Origin of the sequence: Bacillus sp. DX3.1, from assembly GCF_030292155.1 — a bacterium.
Classification (GTDB): Bacteria; Bacillota; Bacilli; order Bacillales; family Bacillaceae_G; genus Bacillus_A.
Genome location: NZ_CP128160.1, coordinates 100576 through 124240, shown reverse-complemented (window position 1 = coordinate 124240; position 23665 = coordinate 100576). Strand labels below are relative to the sequence as shown.

The window sequence follows — 23665 nt, the reverse complement described above, 5'->3', positions numbered from 1 at the left end:
TGAAATGTTTGCTGTATGATTATAGTTTATTCAGTAGGATGTACATGGACTCTACTGATTATTAATAACATCCACGGTGATACATCACTACTATTTTCTTTTATTAATCATCATCTCTAGCATGATCTTATCCATATTCGATGAACCTTCATTTCCTAATCGGCAAAAGTTCTCAATTGTTTTTTCAACATCTGCTTCGATAAATCCATCTGTAGCAGAGATACACATTCCTTGTGAGGCTAACAGTGCAGATTGTACAGCTGCGCTTGAACAAGTTGCTACTTTCATCGCACATCCTGCTTTTGCTCCGTCACAAATCATCCCTGTCACATTTCCAAGTGTATTTTGGATTGCATACTTTATCTTTTCAATATCTCCACCTAATAAATACGTAATAGCAGCCGATGCACTTGCACCAGCAACTGTTACACCGCAAAGTGCAGACAAACGTCCAAACTGATTTTTAATGTAAATCGATAATAAATGACTTAACGTAACAGCACGAATTAGCTCTTCTTCCGAAGCATTTAATTTCTCACCTGCGGCTACTACAGGCATCGTTACGGCAATCCCTTGATTACCACTTCCTGAGTTAGCCATTACTGGCATTGTCGAACCGGCCATACGTGCATCTGAACCAGCAGCTGCTAATGCCATCGCATGAGTTGTTAAATCATCTGATAGAATTCCTTTCAATACATTTGCCTTTAATGTTTTTCCAACTTGTAAGCCATATTCATTCGACAAACCATCTAGTGCCACATTACGATTCAGTTCAATACTCTTTTTACAAGTGCCAATTCCTTTACATCTACAGTCGTAACAAATTCATATATTTCTAGAATCGTTAGTTCATCACGTTCTTCTTCAGAAGTGGCAAAGTGTGTATTTCCACATCCATTCTTATAAACAAGCTCCCCATTCGCTTCTACTAATGCGATAAATGTGTGATTATCATAAATAATAGCCCTTGCATATCCCTCGTCTGTCGTAAACTTCACTTCAATGTATAGCTTTTTAGACGTATCTGCTAATTCTACAGACACTTTCCCCGCTTCTACTAAAGAGATTGCTTGTTCTTCATCTTCTTCTGAGATTCCGGCTAACACTTCTAAATCTTTTTGCTATCTCCTGCTAACACTCCTAAAGCAGCAACAAAGTCAATTCCAGTAGCCCTCATTCCTGGTATACCAACCGCCATTGCATTTTTAATGACATTTGTACTTGCAAGTACTTCGATTGACTGTATGTCGCCCTTCATATAATCTCTTGCAGTAGCTGCGGCTAACGCAATCGACACTGGTTCTGTACACCCTAAAGCAACGACTAATTCTTTCTCTAACACGCGTAACATACTATTCTTGTTCACAAATTACCCCCTGTCTTTCAACTGCCCATCATGTGAAATAATGCACAAGCTTTCGCAAAAAATTAATTGTTTTCATCTTTAATCTTCTGTAAATAACGGTATATAGTTGGCTCAGATGTTTTTAACATTTTCGCCACCTCACATACTCCTCCTTTTAATAGAAATGTTCCTTGGTCATGTAAATCACGTACAACATTCATCTTTTCTTTCGCTGACAGCCTCTCCGGAGGCACGTCAAATGTTTCCATCGTTTGAATAATAATTGCAGATAGAACATCTTCCACTTTTCCATGCAATTGCTCAAATGCAAGTGTCTCTTCTTCCGCTTGTTTAGCTTCAAGATTAACCATCTCATCAGAAAATGATAAAAACTGATCCATCATCTCTTTTACCTTTGCATAATGTGCCACATCAGCATTTACACATAGAATCCCCACTAATTCTTTCTTATCATTCTTAATGAAAAAGCTAGAGGAGCGAAAGACCTTTCCATCCTTATTTACTGCTTTGTAATTAGCGATAAAATCACGCGTTAAATATGTTTTTTCTTGAAGTACCTTTAACACTAAGTTTGTAGGCGCGTCCCCAATCTTACGACCAGTTATATGCCCATTCTCAATAGCAATGATAGAACTTTCCGGCCTTGATAAATCGTGCAATACGACTTCACAATTTCTTCCCACTACCTTCGAAAGAAATGTAACGAACGGATAGTATTGCTGTAATAATGTTTCATTCTTCATCCTTCATTACTCCTATACCCTCTGTATTAAATTGTAATAATAATTTATCATCATGATAAATTATTATTACAATTTAATAGTATCACAATGTGTAAGCGATTACAAAACATTTTTGAACCCTTTTAACATTTTTTCTATCCCTAGATATTTGCATTGCAAGTAAGCCTTTAAGGGGTACGGAAACGATTCAAGGAATGAGGGGGCACTCTGGAAAATAAATATAAAACAAAGGGTTCTGGTGCAAAGAAAACGAGGACTCCTGCAAGTAATCTCCTAAACTTGGACATACTGATAGTATGACTCTAAAAAGGTGTGTGATCAGTATGGAAAAGGAAAATGTATTCAAATGGAAGCATTATTATCCTGATATTATTTTGTTAACGGTAAGATGGTACCTACGGTACAACCTTAGTTTTCGTGATTTGGTGGAAATGCTAGAAGAACGGGGTTTATCCATTTCTCATACAACGATTATGCGTTGGGTTCATCAGTATGGTCCTGAATTGGACAAACGAATCCGTCGTCACCTCAAACAAACAAATGACTCTTGGAGAGTCGATGAAACATATATCAAAGTAAAAGGTCAATGGATGTATTTGTATCGTGCTGTTGATTCGAAAGGAAACACAATTGATTTTTTCCTAAACAAAACAAGAGACCAGAAGGCTGCAAAGCGCTTTTTCAAGAAAGCTTTGCGGTCTTTTCATGTTTCAAAGCCACGTGTTATAACAGTCGATAAGAACCCGGCTTATCCTATAGCAATTGAACAGTTGAAAAAGAAAAAGCATACCTGATGGTATGCAACTTAGACAACAAAAGTACTTGAATAACATAGTAGAACAAGATCATCGCTTTATAAAGAAGCGAATCCGTTCTATGCTAGGATTCAAATGTTTTGACACAGCTACATCCATTCTTTCTGGAGTAGAAGCCATGCATATGATTAAAAAGAACAGCTTGATTTACGGGACCAGTCTGTCCAAAATCAGAAAGAATTCATCCATCAATTGTTTGGACTTGCAGCATAAGATACGATTCCGTTAGGAATATATGTGCTTTATTCTCTTTTATTTTATTTTTGCACCAGAACCGTGACATATGTCGTTGTAATTCTTCAGAAAATAATTGTAATTCATCGGAAATCGATAGATTCATACAAAAACGCCATCCTTTCCTATAACTCTACAAAAAGGATAACGTCTTTTTAGCTTTAGGGATAGTTTTAAATTTCAACTTAATGGAAATGGGAGGGTACAATATACCTCAAATAATCCTGTACCCAAAGAAAGCTGTTGTCATATAGTGACAACAGCTTTCTTACATTATCGTTTTCTTACGGCTTCAAAAGTAATGATTTGACCCGCATTCGATGGTTGCTTCTCGTAAACATAATCAGCAGAGCATGTAATATCAGAGAAACCGATATTTTCCAAAATAAGCTTAAATTCCTCGATTCCATACCAACGCAACGCAAAACGTTGCAACTCGGTTTGAATCAACTTTCCTTGACGCCATTTCTCATATTTCATGTAGGATACAGTAAGTTGATTGAGCCAATCCATTTCAATCGATTTGCTTTCCAGCGTAATCCCATCCCCGTTAGGTAGAGAAAAAGTTGAAGTAGAAATCTCGCCTGTTTTCCAATCATGAGGTAATTGAAGATCAATAATCAAGCGTCCCCCTGAAACAAGATGTTTATAAAAACATTTCAATGCGTCTAGAGAGTCTTCTCGCTTTTCGATTAAACAAAAGGAACCCGTAGGAATAATAATCGCCTCATAATTAAATGGCAATGAAAATTCCTGTAATTTACCTTCATATAAATTAGAGTTTAATCCTCTTTCTTCACAACGTTTCCGACAAGAATTCAACATTTCAGGAGAATAATCAATTCCATCAATTATATATCCAGCCTCAAGAAGTGGAATAATAAAACGCCCTGAGCCAACTGCCGCTTCAAGAATACGTCCCTGACAAGTTTTTAACCGTTCTTGGTAATATTCAATATCACCGCTTAAAGAATACCCCACAGGTTTTGTGAAATCATAGAGCTCGGTACAAAGTGTACTGTAATAACTAAACATATAGTATTTTCCTCCGTTTTTGTGTACGGAAGATTTTTAATAAAAGAAACCTCTAATATTAACCCTTCCGTACCTCGAATTTAATTGATGATTGGAAAGAACTGACTGTCATAGTAAATCACTCGCTTTCAATAAGATATAATAATATTATAACGCAATATTCACACAATTACCCTTTTATTTATACAGAATAGAGGTTCACATAAATTCTTAATCATTTCTCTAAATGAGGTGTCACCCCATTATCATCGAACTAAGATACATTTCTATTGGTTTTAGAGAAAGAAGTATTTTTATCGTTTTGGGGAACAACCAATTTTTAAGTTGATGGACATGGGGCGGTACCCCACATCCATCAACTTAAGGATTTGGACTATTCTTGAAGTTAAAAGCACGTTACTATTCTCTTATGTTAATGAGAAAGGGTAACGTGCTTTTTATGAATATGCATCAAAAACAAGAGTTGTCTTTATTTGCCGTAGAGTTATATCAATATATGTCTCCTGCTGTACTTAATTAATTAGCTATAGAAGCAGGCTGAATGAAACGGAAACATAAGTGCCATGGGCACCATATTTTTATCTTTGAGTGTTTACATTAATATGCTTATTACGCATTATAAAGTAAATTGGGAGGCCTAAAGCCGTTAGTCCTATTCCACATAAGGCTAGTAATGTTTGTGTAAATAATGTATTAAAAACTATAAATAATCCACCTAATAAAGCTATCGTCGGTATAATGGGATATAAGGGTACTCTGTACGGACGTACAAGTTCTGGCTCTCTTTTACGTAAAATGAATAAAGCTAAAAATGTCATTGTATAGAATATCCATATAACAAACACTAACATATCTGTTAACGTATTAAATCCTCCTATAAGCATCATGATTATTGAAACCAACAAAATAAATATTCCAGAATTATAAGGAACTCTGCTCTTATTAGATAATGTAGCAAACCATTTACTAAAAGGTAATTTATTTTCTAATGCCATAGCATAAGGAATTCTCATACCTGTCATAATATACCCATTAATTGTGCCAAATACAGATATTAAGATACCTATACTAACTAGTTTTCCACCCATTGTACCAAAAGAATTTTTGCAACTTCAGATGCAGGTGTATCAGTTCCTGCAAGTGCTGTTGCAGACATAACCATTAGGAATGCAATATTAATTAATAAATAAACGACCGTAACAATTGATAATCCTAGTATGATTGCTTTAGGTAGATCTTTTTGGGATTTTTCATTTCGCCAGCTATATTCCCTACGTGTATCCATCCATCATAGGCAAACATGGTTGCAAGTAGGCCAGAACCTAGAGCGGATATAAAAGATCTATCTGGTCCTGCCTCAATTGGGTACAATTGAAAAGTTACATCACCTTTGTGTAGTAAACCAAAAATAATAATAAGAGCTAAAGGAAGTAATTTACCTATAGTGGAAGCGGTTTGGATCCCTCCAGCAGCTTTAGCACCCAAAAGTTCATAAGGGTTACAAAGGTTGCAGTTATAACAGCAATTCCTACAATCATCATTTTATTTTCATTAGCATTTAATCCAAACAGGTTAACAGTTTGGGTTCCAAAAATAATAGCAAGTGCTGCAATATTTGCTGGAAAGTAAATGACGGTTTGAGCCCAACCTAGTAAAAATGCTGTTAAATTTCCGTAAGTACGTTTTAAATAAGCCATCATACCACCTGTTTCTGGAATAGCAGCCGATAATTCAGCTCCTGTTAATCCTGCACAAACGGTTAGTATTCCTCCAATAACCCATGCAAGCAATCCTAAACTGGCTGTACCAGTGATACCATATAATGCAGTTGGTTTAAAGAAAACACCAGCCCCTATTACGGTACCAATAACTGTAGTCAAAGCAGCAAAGAAACCAATTTCTTTTTTTAGTTGTTGTTGTGACATAACAATCACTCCTGTTTTATAAAAATAAACAAAATCTCTAATGAATCGCAGCACTTGGTGTTCTCATATTTAGATAGTATCCCTAGTTTTTATATAATATTTTTAAGCTTAAACTTGAATATCTAATTAAATATATATTTTCCTAGAATTAGGAATAGAAAATGAGTACTAATGACCAAACATATTTGTGAAATAATTCACAAATATGTTTGAGTCATGCTTCTAGTAGAGAAGTCTTCATAACACAATTAATACTCAACGCACAGATTTTTAATTTGTATTACATAATGATAAGTTGCTTTAAATTCAGAAGAGATGTTATTCGTGACAAAGTCTAGCACACACTAAAATGCTATACAATAATAATTTTCAAGATAGGATTTTATTACCAACAAATAAATATATTTTGTGAATGATTTCACAAAATAATTGACTTAGGATTTTGAATCTTGCTATCGTATAGGGGCAAACAGCGAAGTAAATGAAAAATAACATGTATGCACATAATAGTTTGATATACTTGTCATTTTTCATTTAAATTGTTAGATATATTAATTTTAAAAGGAAGTGTGAGTATGAAAATCGGAGTAGTAAAAGAAATAAAAAAGGTGAATCTCGTGTGGGAATGACTCCCGAAAATGCTCAAAAATTAGTTGCAGAAGGACATCAAGTTTTAGTGCAAAAAGACGCTGGTCTAGGATCTGGTTATACAAATGATGAGTATATAAATGCAGGTGCTAGTATAGTAAATCAAGGAGAAGCTTGGGATGTTGATATGGTAGTAAAAGTAAAAGAGCCATTACCTGCAGAATATCATTACTTTAAAAAGACCTTATTGTCTGGGGATTTTTACATTTAGCAGCTTCTAAAGAATGTGTGGAAGCAATGAGACAAGCAGGAACTACTGCAATCGCAGGCAGAGACGATTAGTGAAGATGGTGTTTTAACTTTATTAAAGCCTATGAGTGCGATTGCTGGCCGTCGTGCAGTCTTTATGGGAGCTTATTATCTAGAAAAACAACATCAAGGAGAAGGAATTTTATTATCAGGAATTGAGGGTATCCCTGCTGGAAATGTTGTCATTTTAGGTGGAGGAAATGCAGCTATTAATGCATGTGATATGGCAATTGGAATTGGTTGCCATGTGACTATTTTAGAACTAAACAAAACACAAATTGCTTATTTAAAAGAAAGATATGTGAATGATTCTGTAGAGGTTATTGAATCCAATACTGAAAACTTAGAAAAACATATAAAAGAGGCAGACTTATTTATTTCAACTATCTTAATACCGGGAGCTAAACCACCGAAAATTGTAAAAGAATATATGGTTCAATCAATGAAACCTGGCAGTGTTATTGTTGATATTGCAATTGACCAAGGTGGAACAGTTGAAACAGTTGATCACTATACAACACATGATAACCCTATATTTATTAAACATGATGTAATCCATTATGCTGTACCAAATATGCCTGGTGCCACCCCACGTACTTCGACCATGGCTTTAGCAAATGGAAATATTGAATATTTATTATTAATTGCTAAAGAGGGATTAGAAAATGCAATAAATACTAAACCGGCTTTAGCATCTGGTATAAACATTTATAAAGGTATTATTACCTATGAGAATTTAGGAAAGACGTTAGAGTTAGATTATAAACCACTGAAAGAAGTGTTAATATGATTAACAAAAATTTACCACTTAACATTGGTGATATAAAAAAGGCTCAACAAATTCTTTCTGGAAATGCACGTAAGACTCCCCTTGTTAAATCATTTTATTTGACGAGTAAAACGGGTGGAGAAATTCATTTGAAGTTAGAAAATATGCAATTAACTGGATCATTTAAGTTTCGTGGTGCATTTAATAAAATTTCAAATTTAACAGATGAAGAAAAAGCACATGGTGTAATTGCTTGTTCAGCTGGGAATCATGCACAAGGTGTTGCATTATCTTCTCATTTACTTGGAATCAAAAGTAAAATTGTTATGCCAATTTCTGCACCACAAGCCAAAGTTGATGCTACCAGAGGATATGGTTCTGAAGTTATTTTACATGGGGATACCTTTGATGATGCTAAGGCTAAATGTGAAGAGATTATACAGGAAACAGGAGAAACATATTTACATCCATATGATGATGTAGAGGTAATGGCAGGCCAAGGAACAATTGGTTTAGATATTCTTGATGATATGTGGGATGTTGATACTGTAATTGTGCCTATTGGTGGTGGAGGTATTATTTCAGGAATTGCAGTTGCACTTAAATCATTTAATCCATCAATTAATATTATTGGTATTCAAGCTGATAATGTTCATGGAATGAAAGCTTCTTATGATGTTGGAAAAATTGTATCCCATTATGAAGCACCAACAATAGCTGATGGATGTGCTGTTAAAATACCAGGAGACTTAACCTTTGAAATTGTTAAAGAATTAGTGGATGATATTGTAACGGTATCAGAAGATGAATTAGAAGTAGCCATGAAAGACTTACTACAACGTGGAAAAGCTGTCGTAGAAGGAGCTGGAGCATTAGCTACAGCTGCTCTTCTTGCAGGAAAAGTTGATCAATATACAAAAGGTAAAAAAGTAGTAGCGGTTATTTCAGGTGGAAATGTGGACTTAAAACGCATTTCAAGTGTATGTGAGCATTTCTTTGTTGCGAATGAAGTAAAATAACCATTTGAATATCTTATAAGATAAATTAATTTTACCAAAGAAGTGCTAGGAGAGGACATCTTAGCTCTTCTTTGGTAAAAGGAGGCATATATCGTGGCCAACCTGTTTAAAAAGAAATCTGTTATGCAATTGTTAGAAGAAAGTAAAAGTAAAACTTTGTCTAAAAATTTAGGGGCATTTGACTGGTTCTGTTGCAAAGTTTTTTACACATAGAGATATGGGAAGATTGTGGTCAAATTTTATGAAACCGTTAATAAATTCTGTAATTCGTTATACGCCGAAAAGACGGAGTCTGATTGAAGACTTCGTCTTTGTTTGTATATGGCATGAAGCGTTTCTATCCCTTTTATCGTACGTGAGGCATGACGAAGACTTTGAAATCCTAAGGAACGAGCGAAACGGCGCTTCACGTGTCGATGATCTTGCTCAATGAGATTATTGAGATATTTTATTGTACGATGAAAGGTATTTTTGTAAAAGTCTATCCTCTGTAATTTTTTAAATGCGCAAATTAAAGAAGGAACCTTATCTGTAGTCAGAACCATAGGTTCTCCATAAGTTCGAACCAGTCTTTTCATAAAAGCATATGCCGCTTGTGTATCTCTCTTTTACGCAGTTGAATATCAAGCGTTTGCCCCTCTTTGTCAATGGCACGATATAAATAACACCATTTTCCTTTGACTTTAATATAGGTTTCATCCAAACGCCAAGATAACTGTACCGTTTTGTTTTTCTTTTTCCAAATCTGATACATCAGATTGCCATATTCATGTACCCAGCGCATAATCGTTGTGGGATGAACTGAAATACCACGTTCCTTCAGAATTTCAGACACATCACGATAGCTTAGAGAAAAACGACAATAGTAGCCAACGGCTACTAAAATGATATCTTTCTTAAACTGTTTTCCTTTAAAATATCTCATCTTGTCGTGCTCCTACTCATTTTTTCTAAAATGTAACGTGGTTTAGAGAACTTTGCAACAGAACCTTATTAATACTTATCAAAAAGAAGATGATTTTCTAGGTGGAATAAATGATGATTTTATTCAAAATGCTGAAAAGCTATTGAAGGTAAAATTCCCAAAAAGCTATCGTTGGTTTTTAAATACATATGGTAGTGGAGGACTTGCTGGTATGGAGATTTATGGGTGTGAAGATACGTTTGAAGACTCCTCAGTTGTGTATCATACCAATATGTATAGAGAGCAGTATAATTTATCTTTAAATTATGTTGTGCTCAATGATATAGATGGTACAGTGACTTGCCTAGATGTAAATCAAATGAATAATAAGGAATGTCCAGTCATTTTATGGAGCCGTTTTACTAAAGAACTCTATAAAATCACCTATAATAATTTTTATAGCTACTTATTAGACTGTTTACAAGAGTCCGTGGATAATTTTTATGAAGAAGATTAATTAATTTTACTAAATACAGAACCCAACATAACATCAATTATGTTGGGTTTCACATGACTGTCTTTCTATAATTTCATTAAAAATTAAACATAACTTACTTAAAAACTCATAACAAAAACTAAACATAATTTATAGAAACTATAAAATCGCCTATAACAGACGTTGAAATTACATTTTTTTGAAGTGTGGCCCCTGAAATCCCGAATCGTTCACGTACCCCATCGCCATCAAGTTAACGAGAAATAAATACAGGTATATTTATAAAATTGCTTGTTACTCCCTGAAAAAATAAAAAATCGAAAAAAACTGCATGATAAATAACCCTTACGGGCTAGATTTTTTAAAATATATCATTTCTTACTTGGATAGATGTTGTTCGTATGCAATACCTAAAATATCAAACACCGTTTTCTTTCGATATCGATGCGATTTCCGTCCATTTTTATCAAGTAAATGGAACAAGCGAAGAAAACTTTTTGTTAACTGGATCGATTGAAGTTGTATATGGCGATATAATGTTCGAAAGTAATCGTGAATCATATACATGGCTTTCCATTCACTTAACTCTTTTTGTTTCTTGACCAGTAATAATTGCCTCATTTGAAACATCACAGTAGAGGATAATAAGAGCGCAATTAACTTTCCATAGATATGACACTCTAACCGTTCCTTTTTTACATTTGTATTGTGATGAATATGAAAAATAGATTTCCATGTTTTAAAAATGATTTCGATTTGCCAACGAAGGGAGTAGAATTCATGAATGGCTTCTTTTGAGACATATTCCGATGGAATATTGGTAACGTACACATTGATTCCTTGCAGTTTTTTGGTTCGATCGCTAAAAGTCATATTCTTCTTTTTCTCTTTGTATGCACGATCTTTTCTACGTTGTGCTTCTTGCTCAGGGGTTAGTCTGTAAATCACGGCTCGTGCTGGAAGTCCATAACTCCGACCGATATAAACAACAGGAATTTCATAACATTCACCCGGCTGTAACTGATTCATGATGGCTTCTAAGTCAATCATTGTGTATTGATATTTTTTCTTAATGGATCCGTTTTTAAAGGTAAGAACATGCTCATTTTTTTGAAATATTTTGGTGTTCATTTTTAATCGAGATAAATAGTACGCCCCTTTTTGTTGGATTGCATCTAAATCAATTAAACTAAAATACCCTAAATCTCGTATGCATAAATCTTGTAAATCAACAGTATGTTGAATCTCTTTCCCATAATTCACATCATTTTGTTTACCTGGCCCCACTTCAACATGTAAAAATTGCCCACTCAGCAAATCGTATTCTAACTGTATTTTTACGCCAGAAGCCTTTCCACTTCCTCCTGAACCAGGATAAGCCGTCGCAAGTTGATCCGAGACTTGAAACGTGGTGGCATCTAAAATCCGAATACGACGAAAATATGCTGAAAAAGAGGAATAGAGAGATGTCATGGATAACAATTGTTTTTGTAATAACTGTGAGAATAAAGAGCGTAAAAATTCCACTGCTTGTGTATTCAACCTTAGATTTAGTCCTTCTGGACTCATCAGGACGCCGGTTTCTGATTCCAAATTTCCACATAGTCTAGCCAGAGAATAACTCGCAATGTCTTGTCCCATCCCAATACATAAGGCAGATAAATCTTGTGCCCTGAATTTACTGTTACGTTGAACAAACTGAGTTTGTTTGGCAAGCTCTGTTAATGCTTGTGGTGAAAAGACGCGTTGTAATTCCTCTGAAAGCAGTCGAAACACTTGAGAACTAGATAGTTTTTTCATAAATATTCCTCCGCTTTTTCTTAAATTTTATACAATAGAAAGAAAAAGGAAAGAGGGAAGCAGACATGTATCCACTAGGTTCTAAAGAACGTCCTATCATCGTAAAGGTTTCGTCTAAAGCAAGAGCAGAGAAAGTGGCTGCGATTTGTGAGGCATACAATTTTTACTACATAGTTGGACTAGAATTCAACGAAGATGTGACGGATTTAAAAAAGCAATCAAAGATTGCTCAAGGCCAGCAAATATTTATGAGAGTTGTTCATGTAACAGTGGGAAGAGGTACAAGTTTTGTTGTATGAACAAAGAAATTGAGCTGGATATATAAAACAAGATACCCTCATTTTTTTCGATTTGGGGGTATCTCGTTTTTCTTAACTTGATGGCGATGTTCACGTACCCCTTTATGTTACAAATATCACCGAAAAACACATGTTGGTAAATAATGTATGGTTGTGACCTAGTTTTACACGTATCTCGGCTGAACCCCATAGTAATGTATAGTGACCCCTTATAGCATAAAATACAATTCCGCTAAAAATATATGCGCTATATTCTCTTTTAATTTATCTTTGCACCAGAACCCAAAAAGACATACAGGTTATCAGTCGGAATTAATTTAATAAAGAATTAGTTAAAAACCGAATCGACTTTTTCTCGATCATAATCTAATATCCAATCATTGTATTTATTATACAATTCTCGTATTGACTCAGGTGAGCTAGCTATTACGTCAGCTTCTCTGTCATCATAAACATGAAAGATTATTTCCTTTTTGATATTAACAATAAATACATCATGAGCAATCCTCGGCTTTATTCCCATATCTTGATTACAAATGCTTTTTAACATAGAAATACAATTAATATCAGAAACTTTACATTTCAAAATAAACCTACATGTTTTGTATTTCTCAGCATCATCATCTTCTGGAAAAATATAAGGGATTGTAGTTTGGTGTAGTTTATACAACGTCGATTTTTCTTTCACGTACGGAGAAAAACTTTTAACTTGTGTTTTAAAATTGAATTATCTCCATAGTCATCAACATTTACCACTACAAATATCTCATCATCCTGAGAAAATAATGAATGAAATAAACCATTGACTCTATTGTAAACTCCTCTCAAGTAAGGACTATTCGTATAAGCATATTTAACATCATAGTCCACACCTAATTCGAATCTAATACCTGTTTCCCAATTGTAAAATAACGCTGGTTTTAATTCTAAATCCGGAAATTTTTCATTCATATAATCCTTTAAAATCATTATTTTACCTCTTTTGATTTATTACTTTCTAAGAACCTTACCACTTTTATCTAATGTAGCTACTCTCTTACCAGAACGATCAAACAACTTCCAAAAGCTCCCACCATGAGTTGTGTTTCCTCTATCTTTTGAATCGTCCACCCTGTTTTTGGGTCCTTAAGTTTTCCAGCTACTTTCGAAGTAAACTTAGATAAATTAATGTGTCGCGATCCTGCTTTTATTGCAGCCGGGACTAGTCTCATTAGAGCAGCTATAGCTACCGGAATTAAAGGCGCCATGTACTGCTGAGCGACAGCCTCATTATATTCAGTATTTGTAACACTCTCTGAAGAATTTAAAACTAGTTCATTTGAATTGTCATACTCAGATGCATATCCTTGTTCTGGAACCAACACCGTTAAACCCAAAGATAAAACTGATGCAATGATAATAGATTTAATAAATTTTTTCATAATTATAACCTTCTATGTTATTTTTTTGCTTAACAACCAAATATTAAATTATTTAGAATTTCATTACAAGTATAGTAATATCTAAAATAATTTGATACAATTCCCATAGATTAACAATGATACTACACCACGTGTACAATTCTGAGTATTTCAACATAAAAATACAGTAATACCATATAGACCCAATAATGAAGATAATGTTGTAATCTTAACGAAACTGCATATTTGGCTGGACACGACAAAAAAGTTATACGTTAAGGAAATATTTTGCACAAAAAAACCGATTCTCACGTATTTAAAGAATCGGTTTTTTATTACTTTCTTTTTATTTTAGGTGTACCGCCACATAGCCATCAAGCTAAGATTTTATAGCGCCCCCAGAACGGGATTTTGTGCTAACTTGTAACAAAAAAGCTTATTTTTTTCGTTTTGGGGTGGACTTGTTTTCTTAAGTTGATGGGCGTGTGGCGATACCCCACTTACTCGTATCCTGCATGAATACATCCAAGAAGGAAATGAATTAGACGAAGAAGTACTATCTGATTTGGGTCCATACCTTACCTTTCATATAAATCGATTCGGGAAATATGGATTGGACGATAATCGTCAACCACCCGATATCCAATTTGATATGGCCATTTCACCTAATGGATTAAAAGCTACAAATTAAACAAAAATAGCCACAGTCTATTTATAAATAGATTGTGGCTATTTTATTAAGTGGCCCCAAAAAGAAGTAATCGTTGCCGTGCCCCATCGCCATCAAGTTAAGAAAAACGAGATACCCCCAAATCGAAAAAAATGAGGGTATCTTGTTTTATATATCCAGCTCAATTTCTTTGTTCATACAACAAAACTTGTACCTCTTCCCACTGTTACATGAACAACTCTCATAAATATTTGCTGGCCTTGAGCAATCTTTGATTGCTTTTTTTAAATCCGTCACATCTTCGTTGAATTCTAGTCCAACTATGTAGTAAAAATTGTATGCCTCACAAATCGCAGCCACTTTCTCTGCTCTTGCTTTAGACGAAACCTTTACGATGATAGGACGTTCTTTAGAACCTAGTGGATACATGTCTGCTTCCCTCTTTCCTTTTTCTTTCTATTGTATAAAATTTAAGAAAAAGCGGAGGAATATTTATGAAAAAACTATCTAGTTCTCAAGTGTTTCGACTGCTTTCAGAGGAATTACAACGCGTCTTTTCACCACAAGCATTAACAGAGCTTGCCAAACAAACTCAGTTTGTTCAACGTAACAGTAAATTCAGGGCACAAGATTTATCTGCCTTATGTATTGGGATGGGACAAGACATTGCGAGTTATTCTCTGGCTAGACTATGTGGAAATTTGGAATCAGAAACCGGCGTCCTGATGAGTCCAGAAGGACTAAATCTAAGGTTGAATACACAAGCAGTGGAATTTTTACGCTCTTTATTCTCACAGTTATTACAAAAACAATTGTTATCCATGACATCTCTCTATTCCTCTTTTTCAGCATATTTTCGTCGTATTCGGATTTTAGATGCCACCACGTTTCAAGTCTCGGATCAACTTGCGACGGCTTATCCTGGTTCAGGAGGAAGTGGAAAGGCTTCTGGCGTAAAAATACAGTTAGAATACGATTTGCTGAGTGGGCAATTTTTACATGTTGAAGTGGGGCCAGGTAAACAAAATGATGTGAATTATGGGAAAGAGATTCAACATACTGTTGATTTACAAGATTTATGCATACGAGATTTAGGGTATTTTAGTTTAATTGATTTAGATGCAATCCAACAAAAAGGGGCGTACTATTTATCTCGATTAAAAATGAACACCAAAATATTTCAAAAAAATGAGCATGTTCTTACCTTTAAAAACGGATCCATTAAGAAAAAATATCAATACACAATGATTGACTTAGAAGCCATCATGAATCAGTTACAGCCGGGTGAATGTTATGAAATTCCTGTTGTTTATATCGGTCGGAGTTATGGACTTCCAGCACGAGCCGTGATTTACAGACTAACCCCTGAGCAAGAAGCACAACGTAGAAAAGATCGTGCATACAAAGAGAAAAAGAAGAATATGACTTTTAGCGGTTCTGTTGCAAAGTTTTTTACACATAGAGATATGGGAAGATTGTGGTCAAATTTTATGAAACCGTTAATAAATTCTGTAATTCGTTATACGCCGAAAAGACGGAGTCTGATTGAAGACTTCGTCTTTGTTTGTATATGGCATGAAGCGTTTCTATCCCTTTTATCGTACGTGAGGCATGACGAAGACTTTGAAATCCTAAGGAACGAGCGAAACGGCGCTTCACGTGTCGATGATCTTGCTCAATGAGATTATTGAGATATTTTGTTGTACGATGAAAGGTATTTTTGTAAAAGTCTATCCTCTGTAATTTTTTAAATGCGCAAATTAAAGAAGGAGCCTTATCTGTAGTCAGAACCGTTGGTTCTCCATAAGTTCGAACCAGTCTTTTCATAAAAGCATATGCCGCTTGTGTATCTCTCTTTTTACGCAGTTGAATATCAAGCGTTTGCCCCTCTTTGTCAATGGCACGATATAAATAACACCATTTTCCTTTGACTTTAATATAGGTTTCATCCAAACGCCAAGATAACTGTACCGTTTTGTTTTTCTTTTTCCAAATTTGATACATCAGATTGCCATATTCATGTACCCAGCGCATAATCGTTGTGGGATGAACTGAAATACCACGTTCCTTCAGAATTTCAGACACATCACGATAGCTTAGAGAAAAACGACAATAGTAGCCAACGGCTACTAAAATGATATCTTTCTTAAACTGTTTTCCTTTAAAATATCTCATCTTGTCGTGCTCCTACTCATTTTTTCTAAAATGTAACGTGGTTTAGAGAACTTTGCAACAGAACCCTTTTAGCGATCGAACCAAAAAACTGCAAGGAATCAATGTATACGTTACCAATATTCCATCGGAATATGTCTCAAAAGAAGCCATTCATGAATTCTACTCCCTTCGTTGGCAAATCGAAATCATTTTTAAAACATGGAAATCTATTTTTCATATTCATCACAATACAAATGTAAAAAAGGAACGGTTAGAGTGTCATATCTATGGAAAGTTAATTGCGCTCTTATTATCCTCTACTGTGATGTTTCAAATGAGGCAATTATTACTGGTCAAGAAACAAAAAGAGTTAAGTGAATGGAAAGCCATGTATATGATTCACGATTACTTTCGAACATTATATCGCCATATACAACTTCAATCGATCCAGTTAACAAAAAGTTTTCTTCGCTTGTTCCATTTACTTGATAAAAATGGACGGAAATCGCATCGATATCGAAAGAAAACGGTGTTTGATATTTTAGGTATTGCATACGAACAACATCTATCCAAGTAAGAAATGATATATTTTAAAAAATCTAGCCCGTAAGGGTTATTTATCATGCAGTTTTTTTCGATTTTTTATTTTTTCAGGGAGTAACAAGCAATTTTATAAATATACCTGTATTTATTTCTCGTTAACTTGATGGCGATGTTGCCGTGCCCCTTAAACGTCCGTTTTTGGCTCCTATTGTTAAATCCTTGTTATATGTAAACGACAAATAGATATATGTAAACGACAAATAGACATAAAGATATAATAAAATTGATTTTTTAGGTCTATTTGTCGTTTACGTTAATAAAAGAAAAAACGGGCTTGTTAGACAACCCGTTTTTTCTTTTAGCTCTTTTTCTTTTCGGTAAGTCAGGAGCCTTCTTCATTGTGTCAACAACATGCATGACCGCGAAATATGGATGTTTTAAAATCATTTTCGGTCCGCTCTTCTTCATAACATCCTTAACGAAATCTTTCATATCTGGTTTATAACAATGAATTTTGCAATTTTGACATGCTGGCTTCTTCTCTTGAAATGGACATTTTGATAAACGAAAATAAGCATACTCTTTTAACTTCTGACATTCTTCACATATAGTATCTTGTTCATGTTCGTTTTTACAATACATATCAATCATAATGCTAATTGTTTTCTCTTCACGTTCAATTCGATTCATGGCTAGTGCCTCCCGTTCCAAAGTCTCTCTGCTTTGATTGTAAGACTTTTTTAGAGGGCTTACATGAATTTTCATTGACAGTTTTTCTAATGTTTATCTCTTTCCTACGAATTATTAATGGAGAATGTCCCTACCAATCATAACCAACAGTAAAAGCGAACGCATTAAGACTTAAATAAACATCTTTCTTTTTCTTACGAGCTTCGGATGCTTAAACCACTGGAACGACAAGCGTCCACTCGATTCTTCCACGCTATTGATTGATCTATTTTAGTCATAAAAATCTCCTTTCCGTCTTGTACGTAAGGAGATCTTGACATGGAACTGATTCTATTGGTAGGTGGGGACAGTTTGACGCTTACTGTTATATCAAGTAATTCAGCCTTAGCCTACGGAATCCGCGTTTTGTTGGTGCTACCCCATCGCTATCAAGCTAAGCTTATGTAAAGCCAATTTTAGGCGAGATTGTTTCTTTTTCTAAAGGGCAAGTGTAGATGATTTAAAGATTTGCATACGAAATAAACCCTAATGGGTTTCACTTTTTTGAATTAAGCCGCTTGATTGTCAGACATGGTACAATTGTAAACGACACCTAATATATCAAAGACCGTTTTTTCTCATATCGATGAGATTTCCGCCCGTTTTGCTGTAGGAGATTGAACAGGCGAAGTAACACCTTTGATAGCTCTTGGCTGTTTTTTTGTATAGTTTGGAATAGAAGAAGAAAATAGTCTTTAATCATATATATGGCTTTATACTCACTAAGCTCTCGTTTTTTCTTCATGAGGAGCAATTGGCGCATTTGAAACATGATAGAAGAACAGAGTAGAATGGCAATCAATTGACCATATAAATGGCACTCCAATCGTTCTGGTTTTATCTTTTTACAATGATAAATTTGAAAGAATGACTTCCATGTTTTAAATAAAATTTCGATTTGCCAACGCAAAGAATACCAGTCATGTACCTGTCCCATCGGGACAATATCTGTAGGGGTGTATGTCATATACACATTTATACCACTGAGCCGTTTGCTGCGAGGAGAATACGTCATTCCTTTCTTTTTCTCTCGAACAGCTTGATCTTGTAGACGTTTCTTTTGTTGTTCTTCTGTAAGTCGATGAACAATAACACGAGTCTGTACTTTGTCACTCATCCCTACATAAGCATCTGTTATTTCATAGGTTTGTCCTGGCTGCATGGAATTCATCAACTTCTCCATATCTAATTGAACGTATTTCGTACCTTTCTTTATTCTTCCGTCTTGAAAGTAACCTGGATTGGGATTTTTCTGATAAATACGTGTATTGGATTTGATACGAGAGATATAGTAGGATTTTTTATCGTGTATATGTTGAAGATCTTTGAGATGAAAATAACCTAAATCTCGGATACACAAGTCACTCGCTTTCACAGTCGGGACGCACAAAGAACCGTAGGTTCGATCATGTTGTTTACCTGGTCCTGTATGAATGTGAAGGAACTGTCCACTTAAAAGGTCATATTCAAGTTGGATTTTCACACCGGCCTTATGACTGCAACCTCCTGCACCTGGATAATTCGATGAAAATACATCTGGAAGTTGAAATGCAGTTGAATCTAAGATACGAATACGCTTAAAAATAGAAGTATATGGCGAAGAAAAAGCATAGATGAAGATAACTTTTGGTTCAGAAGTTTAGCTAATACTTGTTGTAGAAACTGTACGGCTGTAGCATTAAATCGTTGATTAAGTCCTTCAGGACTAATGAGTACTTCTGTTGATGCTTCTAAACAGCTACATAACTGTGTTAAGGAAGTTTTTGCTACACTTTGGCTTATCCATACACATAAAGCTAATAAATCTTGTGCACGATACTTACTTGCTCGCTGTACAAATCCAACATCCCTAGCTAGGTGTTGTAAGGCACTTGGGGATAAAAAACTTTGAATCTCCTGTGCAAATAATTGTAACTCGTCAGATACAGAAATAGACATAAAAAACGCCATCCTTTCCTATGATTCTACAGAAAGAATAGCGTTTTTTTCGTTCTGGGGGTATTTCTTTTTGTTAGCTTGATAGTGATGGGGCGCGACCCCTATAAGCACCAAAGTAGGGTACTTTTTTCTTTTTTATATAAAAAACACACAATAAACATACAATTTTCTTTTTTTGATATGGTGAGTCCTTTTAACAAAAAGAGAGCAGATCGTCTGCTCTCTTATGATGCCTCATTATGTTCAGAGGAATGCTTAACACTCCCCATTCTCTTTAGTTTATTCCATCCTACCGCTACCCCTCGAATAGATGAAAATACAGATTTAATTACAACATAAGTCATAAATTGACGATAAATAAAACGTTGTAAAATTAACCACGCTAATGGTTTAGGATTCTCTTTCTCTAATTTAAACGCAAAAAGAGAAGCGAGAAGATCCATTAGAAAGAATACAAGATAAAATCCCAAAACTTTTAGAGGATTACTACCAAATATCCCTATAATCATTAATATATCTGCTAAAGGAGCAATGAATTGCAAAACATATTGTAATAACCACATATTAGGTAATGCAATAAACCCTAATGTTTTATGCTTTGAATTAAACAATGCTTTTTGATGTTTCCAAAGACATTGGAGTGTTCCATACGACCAACGATATCGCTGTTTAATGAGACTTTTCACATCTTCAGGCGACTCCGTATAAGCATATGCTTTTTCTTCATACACAATCCGATACCCTTGACGTAAAAATGTTATAGTAAGATCCGTATCTTCTGCAAGTGTATCTTCACTTAAATATCCAGATTTCACTACATTTTTTTACGCCATGCTCCGATAGCTCCAGGAACTACAGTGATACAATTCAACTCGTCAAAGGCTCTGCGCTCTAAATTAAATCCTGTAATGTATTCAACATGTTGCCAAGTAGTTAACAAATTTCGTCTATTTCCCACTTTAACATTGCCTGAAACTGCCGCTACATTATGGTCTTCAAAGTGTCTAATCATTAGAGAAATAGCATCTTGAGCAATAATAGTATCCGCATCTAAAGTAATAATGATTTCTCCTTGTGATTTTTGAAACCCTAAATTCATTGCGGATGATTTACCACCGTTTTCTTTCTGAATTAAACAAACTTTAGGATGCTTATGGAATGCTTCTTGAATTACTTTTGACGTACCATCTTTCGATCCGTCATCAACAACAATAACTTCAAAATCTCTATAATCACTATCCAAAATTGAGCGAATCGTCTTGGTAATAACCTTCTCTTCATTATATGCTGCTATCACAACACTAACGAAAGGTTGATAAGACGAATTAGTAAATAAACGAGATCTTGTTTTCCTTTTTTGCTTGAATGCAAAATAAATTAAAAATAGGAATCGGAAAATACCTAATCCAATAGCAATATAAAAAATAGTTGTTAATATATGCTTAGAATATCCCGCTCCTGAAAAAACAGCTTTATTGTAAAGTAAATATTGCTTATCCTCAGAAGAAACGAGAGGCATAACTTCATCTCGTTCTTTACCCATTAAATCTGAAATTGTTACAAAACTATATCCATGCTTTTTAAGGTCTTTAATAATAATTGGCAGCGCCTCTACCGTATGGGTACGATTCCCTCCTGCATCATGGAGAAGAATAACATTTCCCTCCCCTTATAAATGGGATTAACAGCACGCTTTACTAATTCATTTGTTGATGGCGTCGCCCAGTCCTCAGGATCAACTTTTTCTGCCACCATTGTATAGTTCATATTTTGTGCACGCAAAATAGGCAATATTTCATTTGATGAATCCGGGTCGGCATCTGCTTCATATGGTGGCCTAAATAAAACCGTAGAATGTCCAGTTATTTCCTGAATCAGGCGCTGAGTTGTATTCAGCTCTACTTTTGTTCGTAGTAAAGACGTATCAGCTACGTTAGGATGCTTGAAGGTATGATTGCCAATTTCATGCCCTTCATCGTACATTCTTTTAACAAGACTAGGATTTAGTTGGGCGTTTTCACCAAGTATAAAAAAGGCTGCTTTTATTTTATGCTCTTTTAATATATCTAGAATTTCCGGTGTGTATTTAGGATCTGGTCCATCATCAAATGTTAGTACTACTTGTTTTCCTTTTGGTTTTCCATAGCGCTGCACTTGATATGCAGATGGTAGTGATTGATACACTTCATCTGTAAGATAACCTTCTTTGCCTACTTTAAAATCTCTCAATCCATTTTGTCTTTCATTCTCAATCTGTAAAATTTCGCCTTGTCCAGAATAATTTACTTCATCTAAACTAGCGATTTTATGTAATGCATCAGGATTTTTTGTACTTCAATAGGATCTTTTAAAGCTTTCCATACAGTAGGATCTTCTGCTCCTAGTCTCCATAATGCAAACCCCTTTGCATTATTGTTCATTGCGATTTTTACTTGATTATAAAGAGTAACACCATCTAAGAACCAAGCAGTATGTTCTTTCGCTCCTTTTTTATATCGAAAATAAGGGTTTCCACTGATCTTATCCCATTGAATTTTTATATTTGAATCATGAGCCATTTTCATAACTTCTGAGAAAGTTAAAGGATCCGCAGGTTTTTTGCTATTTACTTCCCAATCATATCCATAGTTACCGAAAGCAACTATAAGTTTCTCAGAGGGAATGTTTAGATCATTGAGCGTATGTTCAAACCATTTATTTGAAGCAATTGGTCCTGGTGTCCCTGCTCCATAGTGCTCATCATACATCATTACAATCATACGATCTATTACTTTGGCTAATGCACCATAATCAAAGGCTTTATCATTAGCAGGGACATCTTGCGTTACGAGCAAATGATGTTTGTGAAAGACCGTAGTAAGTTCTTTCATGAAATTTGTTAATTTATCTCTATCGCCTTCAGGTATTGACTCAAAGTCAATATTAATACCTGCAAATTGATTCTCTTCAATTCGCTTTACTAAATCATTAATAAACTTTGTCTGTACATTATCTGGAGCATTCAGTAACTTATGAATAAGTTTACTATCAGGACCAGAAGCTTCTTGAGTATAGTTAGTAAGCAAAGGCATAATTTTTACATGATTTTTTTTGCTAACTTTACAATCTCAGGTTTTATCTCACTACTAATTGTTAAGTTAGCCTTTAAGTGATACCATTCTGGAACTAACATGGTTAATGAATCGATATTTTCTTTTAAAGAAGCAGTACTATTTTCATCCCAGTTTACATAAAAACCATAAACTTCTTTAGGTTGTTCGCCATTGTCTGTTGAATTTTCGTGATTTTCATTATTGTTTATTTCGGTATTAGGAGATTTGAATTCTTCCTTCTTTAACTGCTGGTCGCTGAGTTTTTGATTAATAGGTACAAGTTTAGTATCTTGCTTTACAGAAGGATTCATATTTGGAATTTCTGGTGTTGAAAAAATACTTCGAAAGAAAAATAAAATACAATACTTATGCTAACTATTGAGATACATAGAAACCAGCTGAAAGCTATTTTTCTTCTTCCTTTAGGATCATAAAAAACGGGTTTTGAGTTATCTTTCTCTTGTTGAATTTTTTTCTCCATTATTTTTTACATACTCCTTTTCTTTTATTCTAAGTACAAACGCAAACTATTTTAATAGATAGACCTTCTAGGGTTTTGGTGCGAAAATAACTTAATAGGAATATAGAACAGTAATTTCCTGTTAACTTTGAGATCAAACGACTAATCCAAATATCTTATGAATGACTTCAACCTCATTTTGGGCAGATTTCACCCTTTGGTGAAGTTGCCCTTTTTCATCATATGCATGGCTTCGATACCTCTCAAAATCAAGGTTGCTGTACGAAATGATTTCAATTCTAATTGCTTTCTTCACTATACATATTCGGAGGAAATACAAATTTTATAGGGGTCAAAAAATATTTTTTATAAAA

The 23665-nt window shown here is 34.7% G+C and carries 12 protein-coding genes and 12 pseudogenes; 9 read left to right on the top strand and 15 right to left on the bottom strand.

What is annotated here, in order from left to right:
• Positions 1–90: 90 nt before the first annotated feature.
• Both QRE67_RS27805 and QRE67_RS27800 read right to left on the bottom strand, forming a co-directional pair.
• A pseudogene (locus QRE67_RS27805) lies at positions 91–1369 on the bottom strand (L-cysteine desulfidase family protein).
• Between the two features lie 62 nt (positions 1370–1431).
• The gene (locus QRE67_RS27800) at positions 1432–2112 is read right to left on the bottom strand and encodes a helix-turn-helix transcriptional regulator (protein WP_286125647.1); all 681 of its coding nucleotides are present in this window, start codon (positions 2110–2112) and stop codon (positions 1432–1434) included.
• A gap of 323 nt (positions 2113–2435) precedes the next feature.
• Here QRE67_RS27800 and QRE67_RS27795 point away from each other — a divergent pair.
• Positions 2436–3140 (top strand): annotated as a pseudogene (locus QRE67_RS27795) (IS6 family transposase).
• Here QRE67_RS27795 and QRE67_RS27790 read toward each other — a convergent pair.
• Together QRE67_RS27790 and QRE67_RS27785 are read right to left on the bottom strand one after the other, a co-directional pair.
• Entirely contained in the window at positions 3109–3267 is a 159-nt protein-coding gene (locus tag QRE67_RS27790) for a hypothetical protein (protein ID WP_286125670.1), read from the bottom strand. The pseudogene QRE67_RS27795 and the gene QRE67_RS27790 sit on opposite strands and share 32 nt — an antisense overlap.
• Before the next feature lie 167 nt (positions 3268–3434).
• Positions 3435–4196 (bottom strand): class I SAM-dependent methyltransferase, encoded by a 762-nt coding sequence (locus tag QRE67_RS27785; RefSeq protein ID WP_286125646.1) that lies wholly within the window; start codon positions 4194–4196, stop codon positions 3435–3437.
• 439 nt (positions 4197–4635) lie between these two features.
• Here QRE67_RS27785 and QRE67_RS27780 point away from each other — a divergent pair.
• Positions 4636–4807 (top strand): annotated as a pseudogene (locus QRE67_RS27780) (IS4 family transposase); the annotation flags it as partial.
• Here QRE67_RS27780 and QRE67_RS27775 read toward each other — a convergent pair.
• Positions 4775–6121 (bottom strand): annotated as a pseudogene (locus tag QRE67_RS27775) (APC family permease). The pseudogenes QRE67_RS27780 and QRE67_RS27775 overlap by 33 nt on opposite strands.
• Positions 6122–6696: 575 nt before the next feature.
• On the opposite strand from QRE67_RS27775, the pseudogene ald reads away from it, so the two are divergent.
• Positions 6697–7808, top strand: a pseudogene (ald, locus tag QRE67_RS27770) (alanine dehydrogenase).
• Positions 7805–8806: a bifunctional threonine ammonia-lyase/L-serine ammonia-lyase TdcB gene (gene tdcB, locus QRE67_RS27765; RefSeq protein ID WP_286125645.1), complete on the top strand. Its 1002-nt coding sequence runs from the start codon at positions 7805–7807 to the stop codon at positions 8804–8806. The pseudogene ald and the gene tdcB overlap by 4 nt, the downstream one beginning before the upstream one ends.
• 239 nt (positions 8807–9045) lie before the next feature.
• Here the strand turns inward: tdcB and QRE67_RS27760 are convergent.
• Positions 9046–9731 (bottom strand): IS6 family transposase gene (locus tag QRE67_RS27760; protein ID WP_286125644.1). Its coding sequence is split into 2 segments (ribosomal slippage): positions 9046–9416 and positions 9416–9731, totalling 687 coding nucleotides; the frame shifts between segments, so codons are not numbered across the junction.
• A gap of 52 nt (positions 9732–9783) precedes the next feature.
• Between QRE67_RS27760 and QRE67_RS27755 the strand changes: the two genes are divergently transcribed.
• Positions 9784–10227, top strand: coding sequence for an SMI1/KNR4 family protein (locus QRE67_RS27755; protein ID WP_286125643.1), 444 nt, complete (start codon positions 9784–9786; stop codon positions 10225–10227).
• A gap of 357 nt (positions 10228–10584) precedes the next feature.
• Here the strand turns inward: QRE67_RS27755 and QRE67_RS27750 are convergent, their stop codons facing one another.
• On the bottom strand, positions 10585–12006 hold the full coding sequence (locus tag QRE67_RS27750; protein WP_286125642.1) for an IS4 family transposase: 1422 nt from the start codon (positions 12004–12006) through the stop codon (positions 10585–10587).
• Between the two features lie 65 nt (positions 12007–12071).
• Between QRE67_RS27750 and QRE67_RS27745 the strand changes: the two genes are divergently transcribed.
• Positions 12072–12305 (top strand): hypothetical protein, encoded by a 234-nt coding sequence (locus QRE67_RS27745; RefSeq protein ID WP_286120814.1) that lies wholly within the window; start codon positions 12072–12074, stop codon positions 12303–12305.
• A gap of 328 nt (positions 12306–12633) precedes the next feature.
• Here QRE67_RS27745 and QRE67_RS27740 read toward each other — a convergent pair.
• Both QRE67_RS27740 and QRE67_RS27735 read right to left on the bottom strand, forming a co-directional pair.
• A pseudogene (locus tag QRE67_RS27740) lies at positions 12634–13274 on the bottom strand (DUF3885 domain-containing protein).
• 59 nt (positions 13275–13333) lie between these two features.
• Entirely contained in the window at positions 13334–13726 is a 393-nt protein-coding gene (locus QRE67_RS27735) for a hypothetical protein (RefSeq protein ID WP_286125641.1), read from the bottom strand.
• 478 nt (positions 13727–14204) lie between these two features.
• Here QRE67_RS27735 and QRE67_RS29030 point away from each other — a divergent pair.
• Positions 14205–14396 (top strand): annotated as a pseudogene (locus tag QRE67_RS29030) (hypothetical protein); the annotation flags it as partial.
• A 147-nt stretch (positions 14397–14543) separates the two neighbouring features.
• Here QRE67_RS29030 and QRE67_RS27730 read toward each other — a convergent pair.
• Positions 14544–14804 carry a DNA-binding protein gene (locus QRE67_RS27730; RefSeq protein WP_286121021.1) on the bottom strand — a complete coding sequence of 87 codons (261 nt, stop codon included), beginning with the start codon at positions 14802–14804 and terminating at the stop codon, positions 14544–14546.
• A gap of 65 nt (positions 14805–14869) precedes the next feature.
• Between QRE67_RS27730 and QRE67_RS27725 the strand changes: the two are divergent.
• Positions 14870–15808, top strand: a pseudogene (locus QRE67_RS27725) (IS4 family transposase); the annotation flags it as partial.
• Between the two features lie 55 nt (positions 15809–15863).
• On the opposite strand, the gene QRE67_RS27720 reads toward QRE67_RS27725, so the two are convergent.
• Positions 15864–16550 (bottom strand): IS6 family transposase, encoded by a 687-nt coding sequence (locus tag QRE67_RS27720; protein ID WP_286123491.1) that lies wholly within the window; start codon positions 16548–16550, stop codon positions 15864–15866.
• A gap of 67 nt (positions 16551–16617) precedes the next feature.
• Between QRE67_RS27720 and QRE67_RS27715 the strand changes: the two are divergent.
• Positions 16618–17106, top strand: a pseudogene (locus QRE67_RS27715) (transposase); the annotation flags it as partial.
• A 263-nt stretch (positions 17107–17369) separates the two neighbouring features.
• Here the strand turns inward: QRE67_RS27715 and QRE67_RS27710 are convergent.
• The 4 genes and pseudogenes from QRE67_RS27710 to QRE67_RS27695 form a co-directional block, all read right to left on the bottom strand.
• The gene (locus QRE67_RS27710; protein ID WP_286125640.1) at positions 17370–17762 is read right to left on the bottom strand and encodes a nitrous oxide-stimulated promoter family protein; all 393 of its coding nucleotides are present in this window, start codon (positions 17760–17762) and stop codon (positions 17370–17372) included.
• A gap of 548 nt (positions 17763–18310) precedes the next feature.
• Positions 18311–19739: pseudogene (locus tag QRE67_RS27705) on the bottom strand (IS4 family transposase).
• A gap of 224 nt (positions 19740–19963) precedes the next feature.
• Positions 19964–23312, bottom strand: a pseudogene (locus QRE67_RS27700) (trifunctional glycoside hydrolase family 18/polysaccharide deacetylase/glycosyltransferase family 2 protein).
• A 133-nt stretch (positions 23313–23445) separates the two neighbouring features.
• Positions 23446–23603, bottom strand: a pseudogene (locus QRE67_RS27695) (IS6 family transposase); the annotation flags it as partial.
• Positions 23604–23665 lie beyond the last annotated feature (62 nt).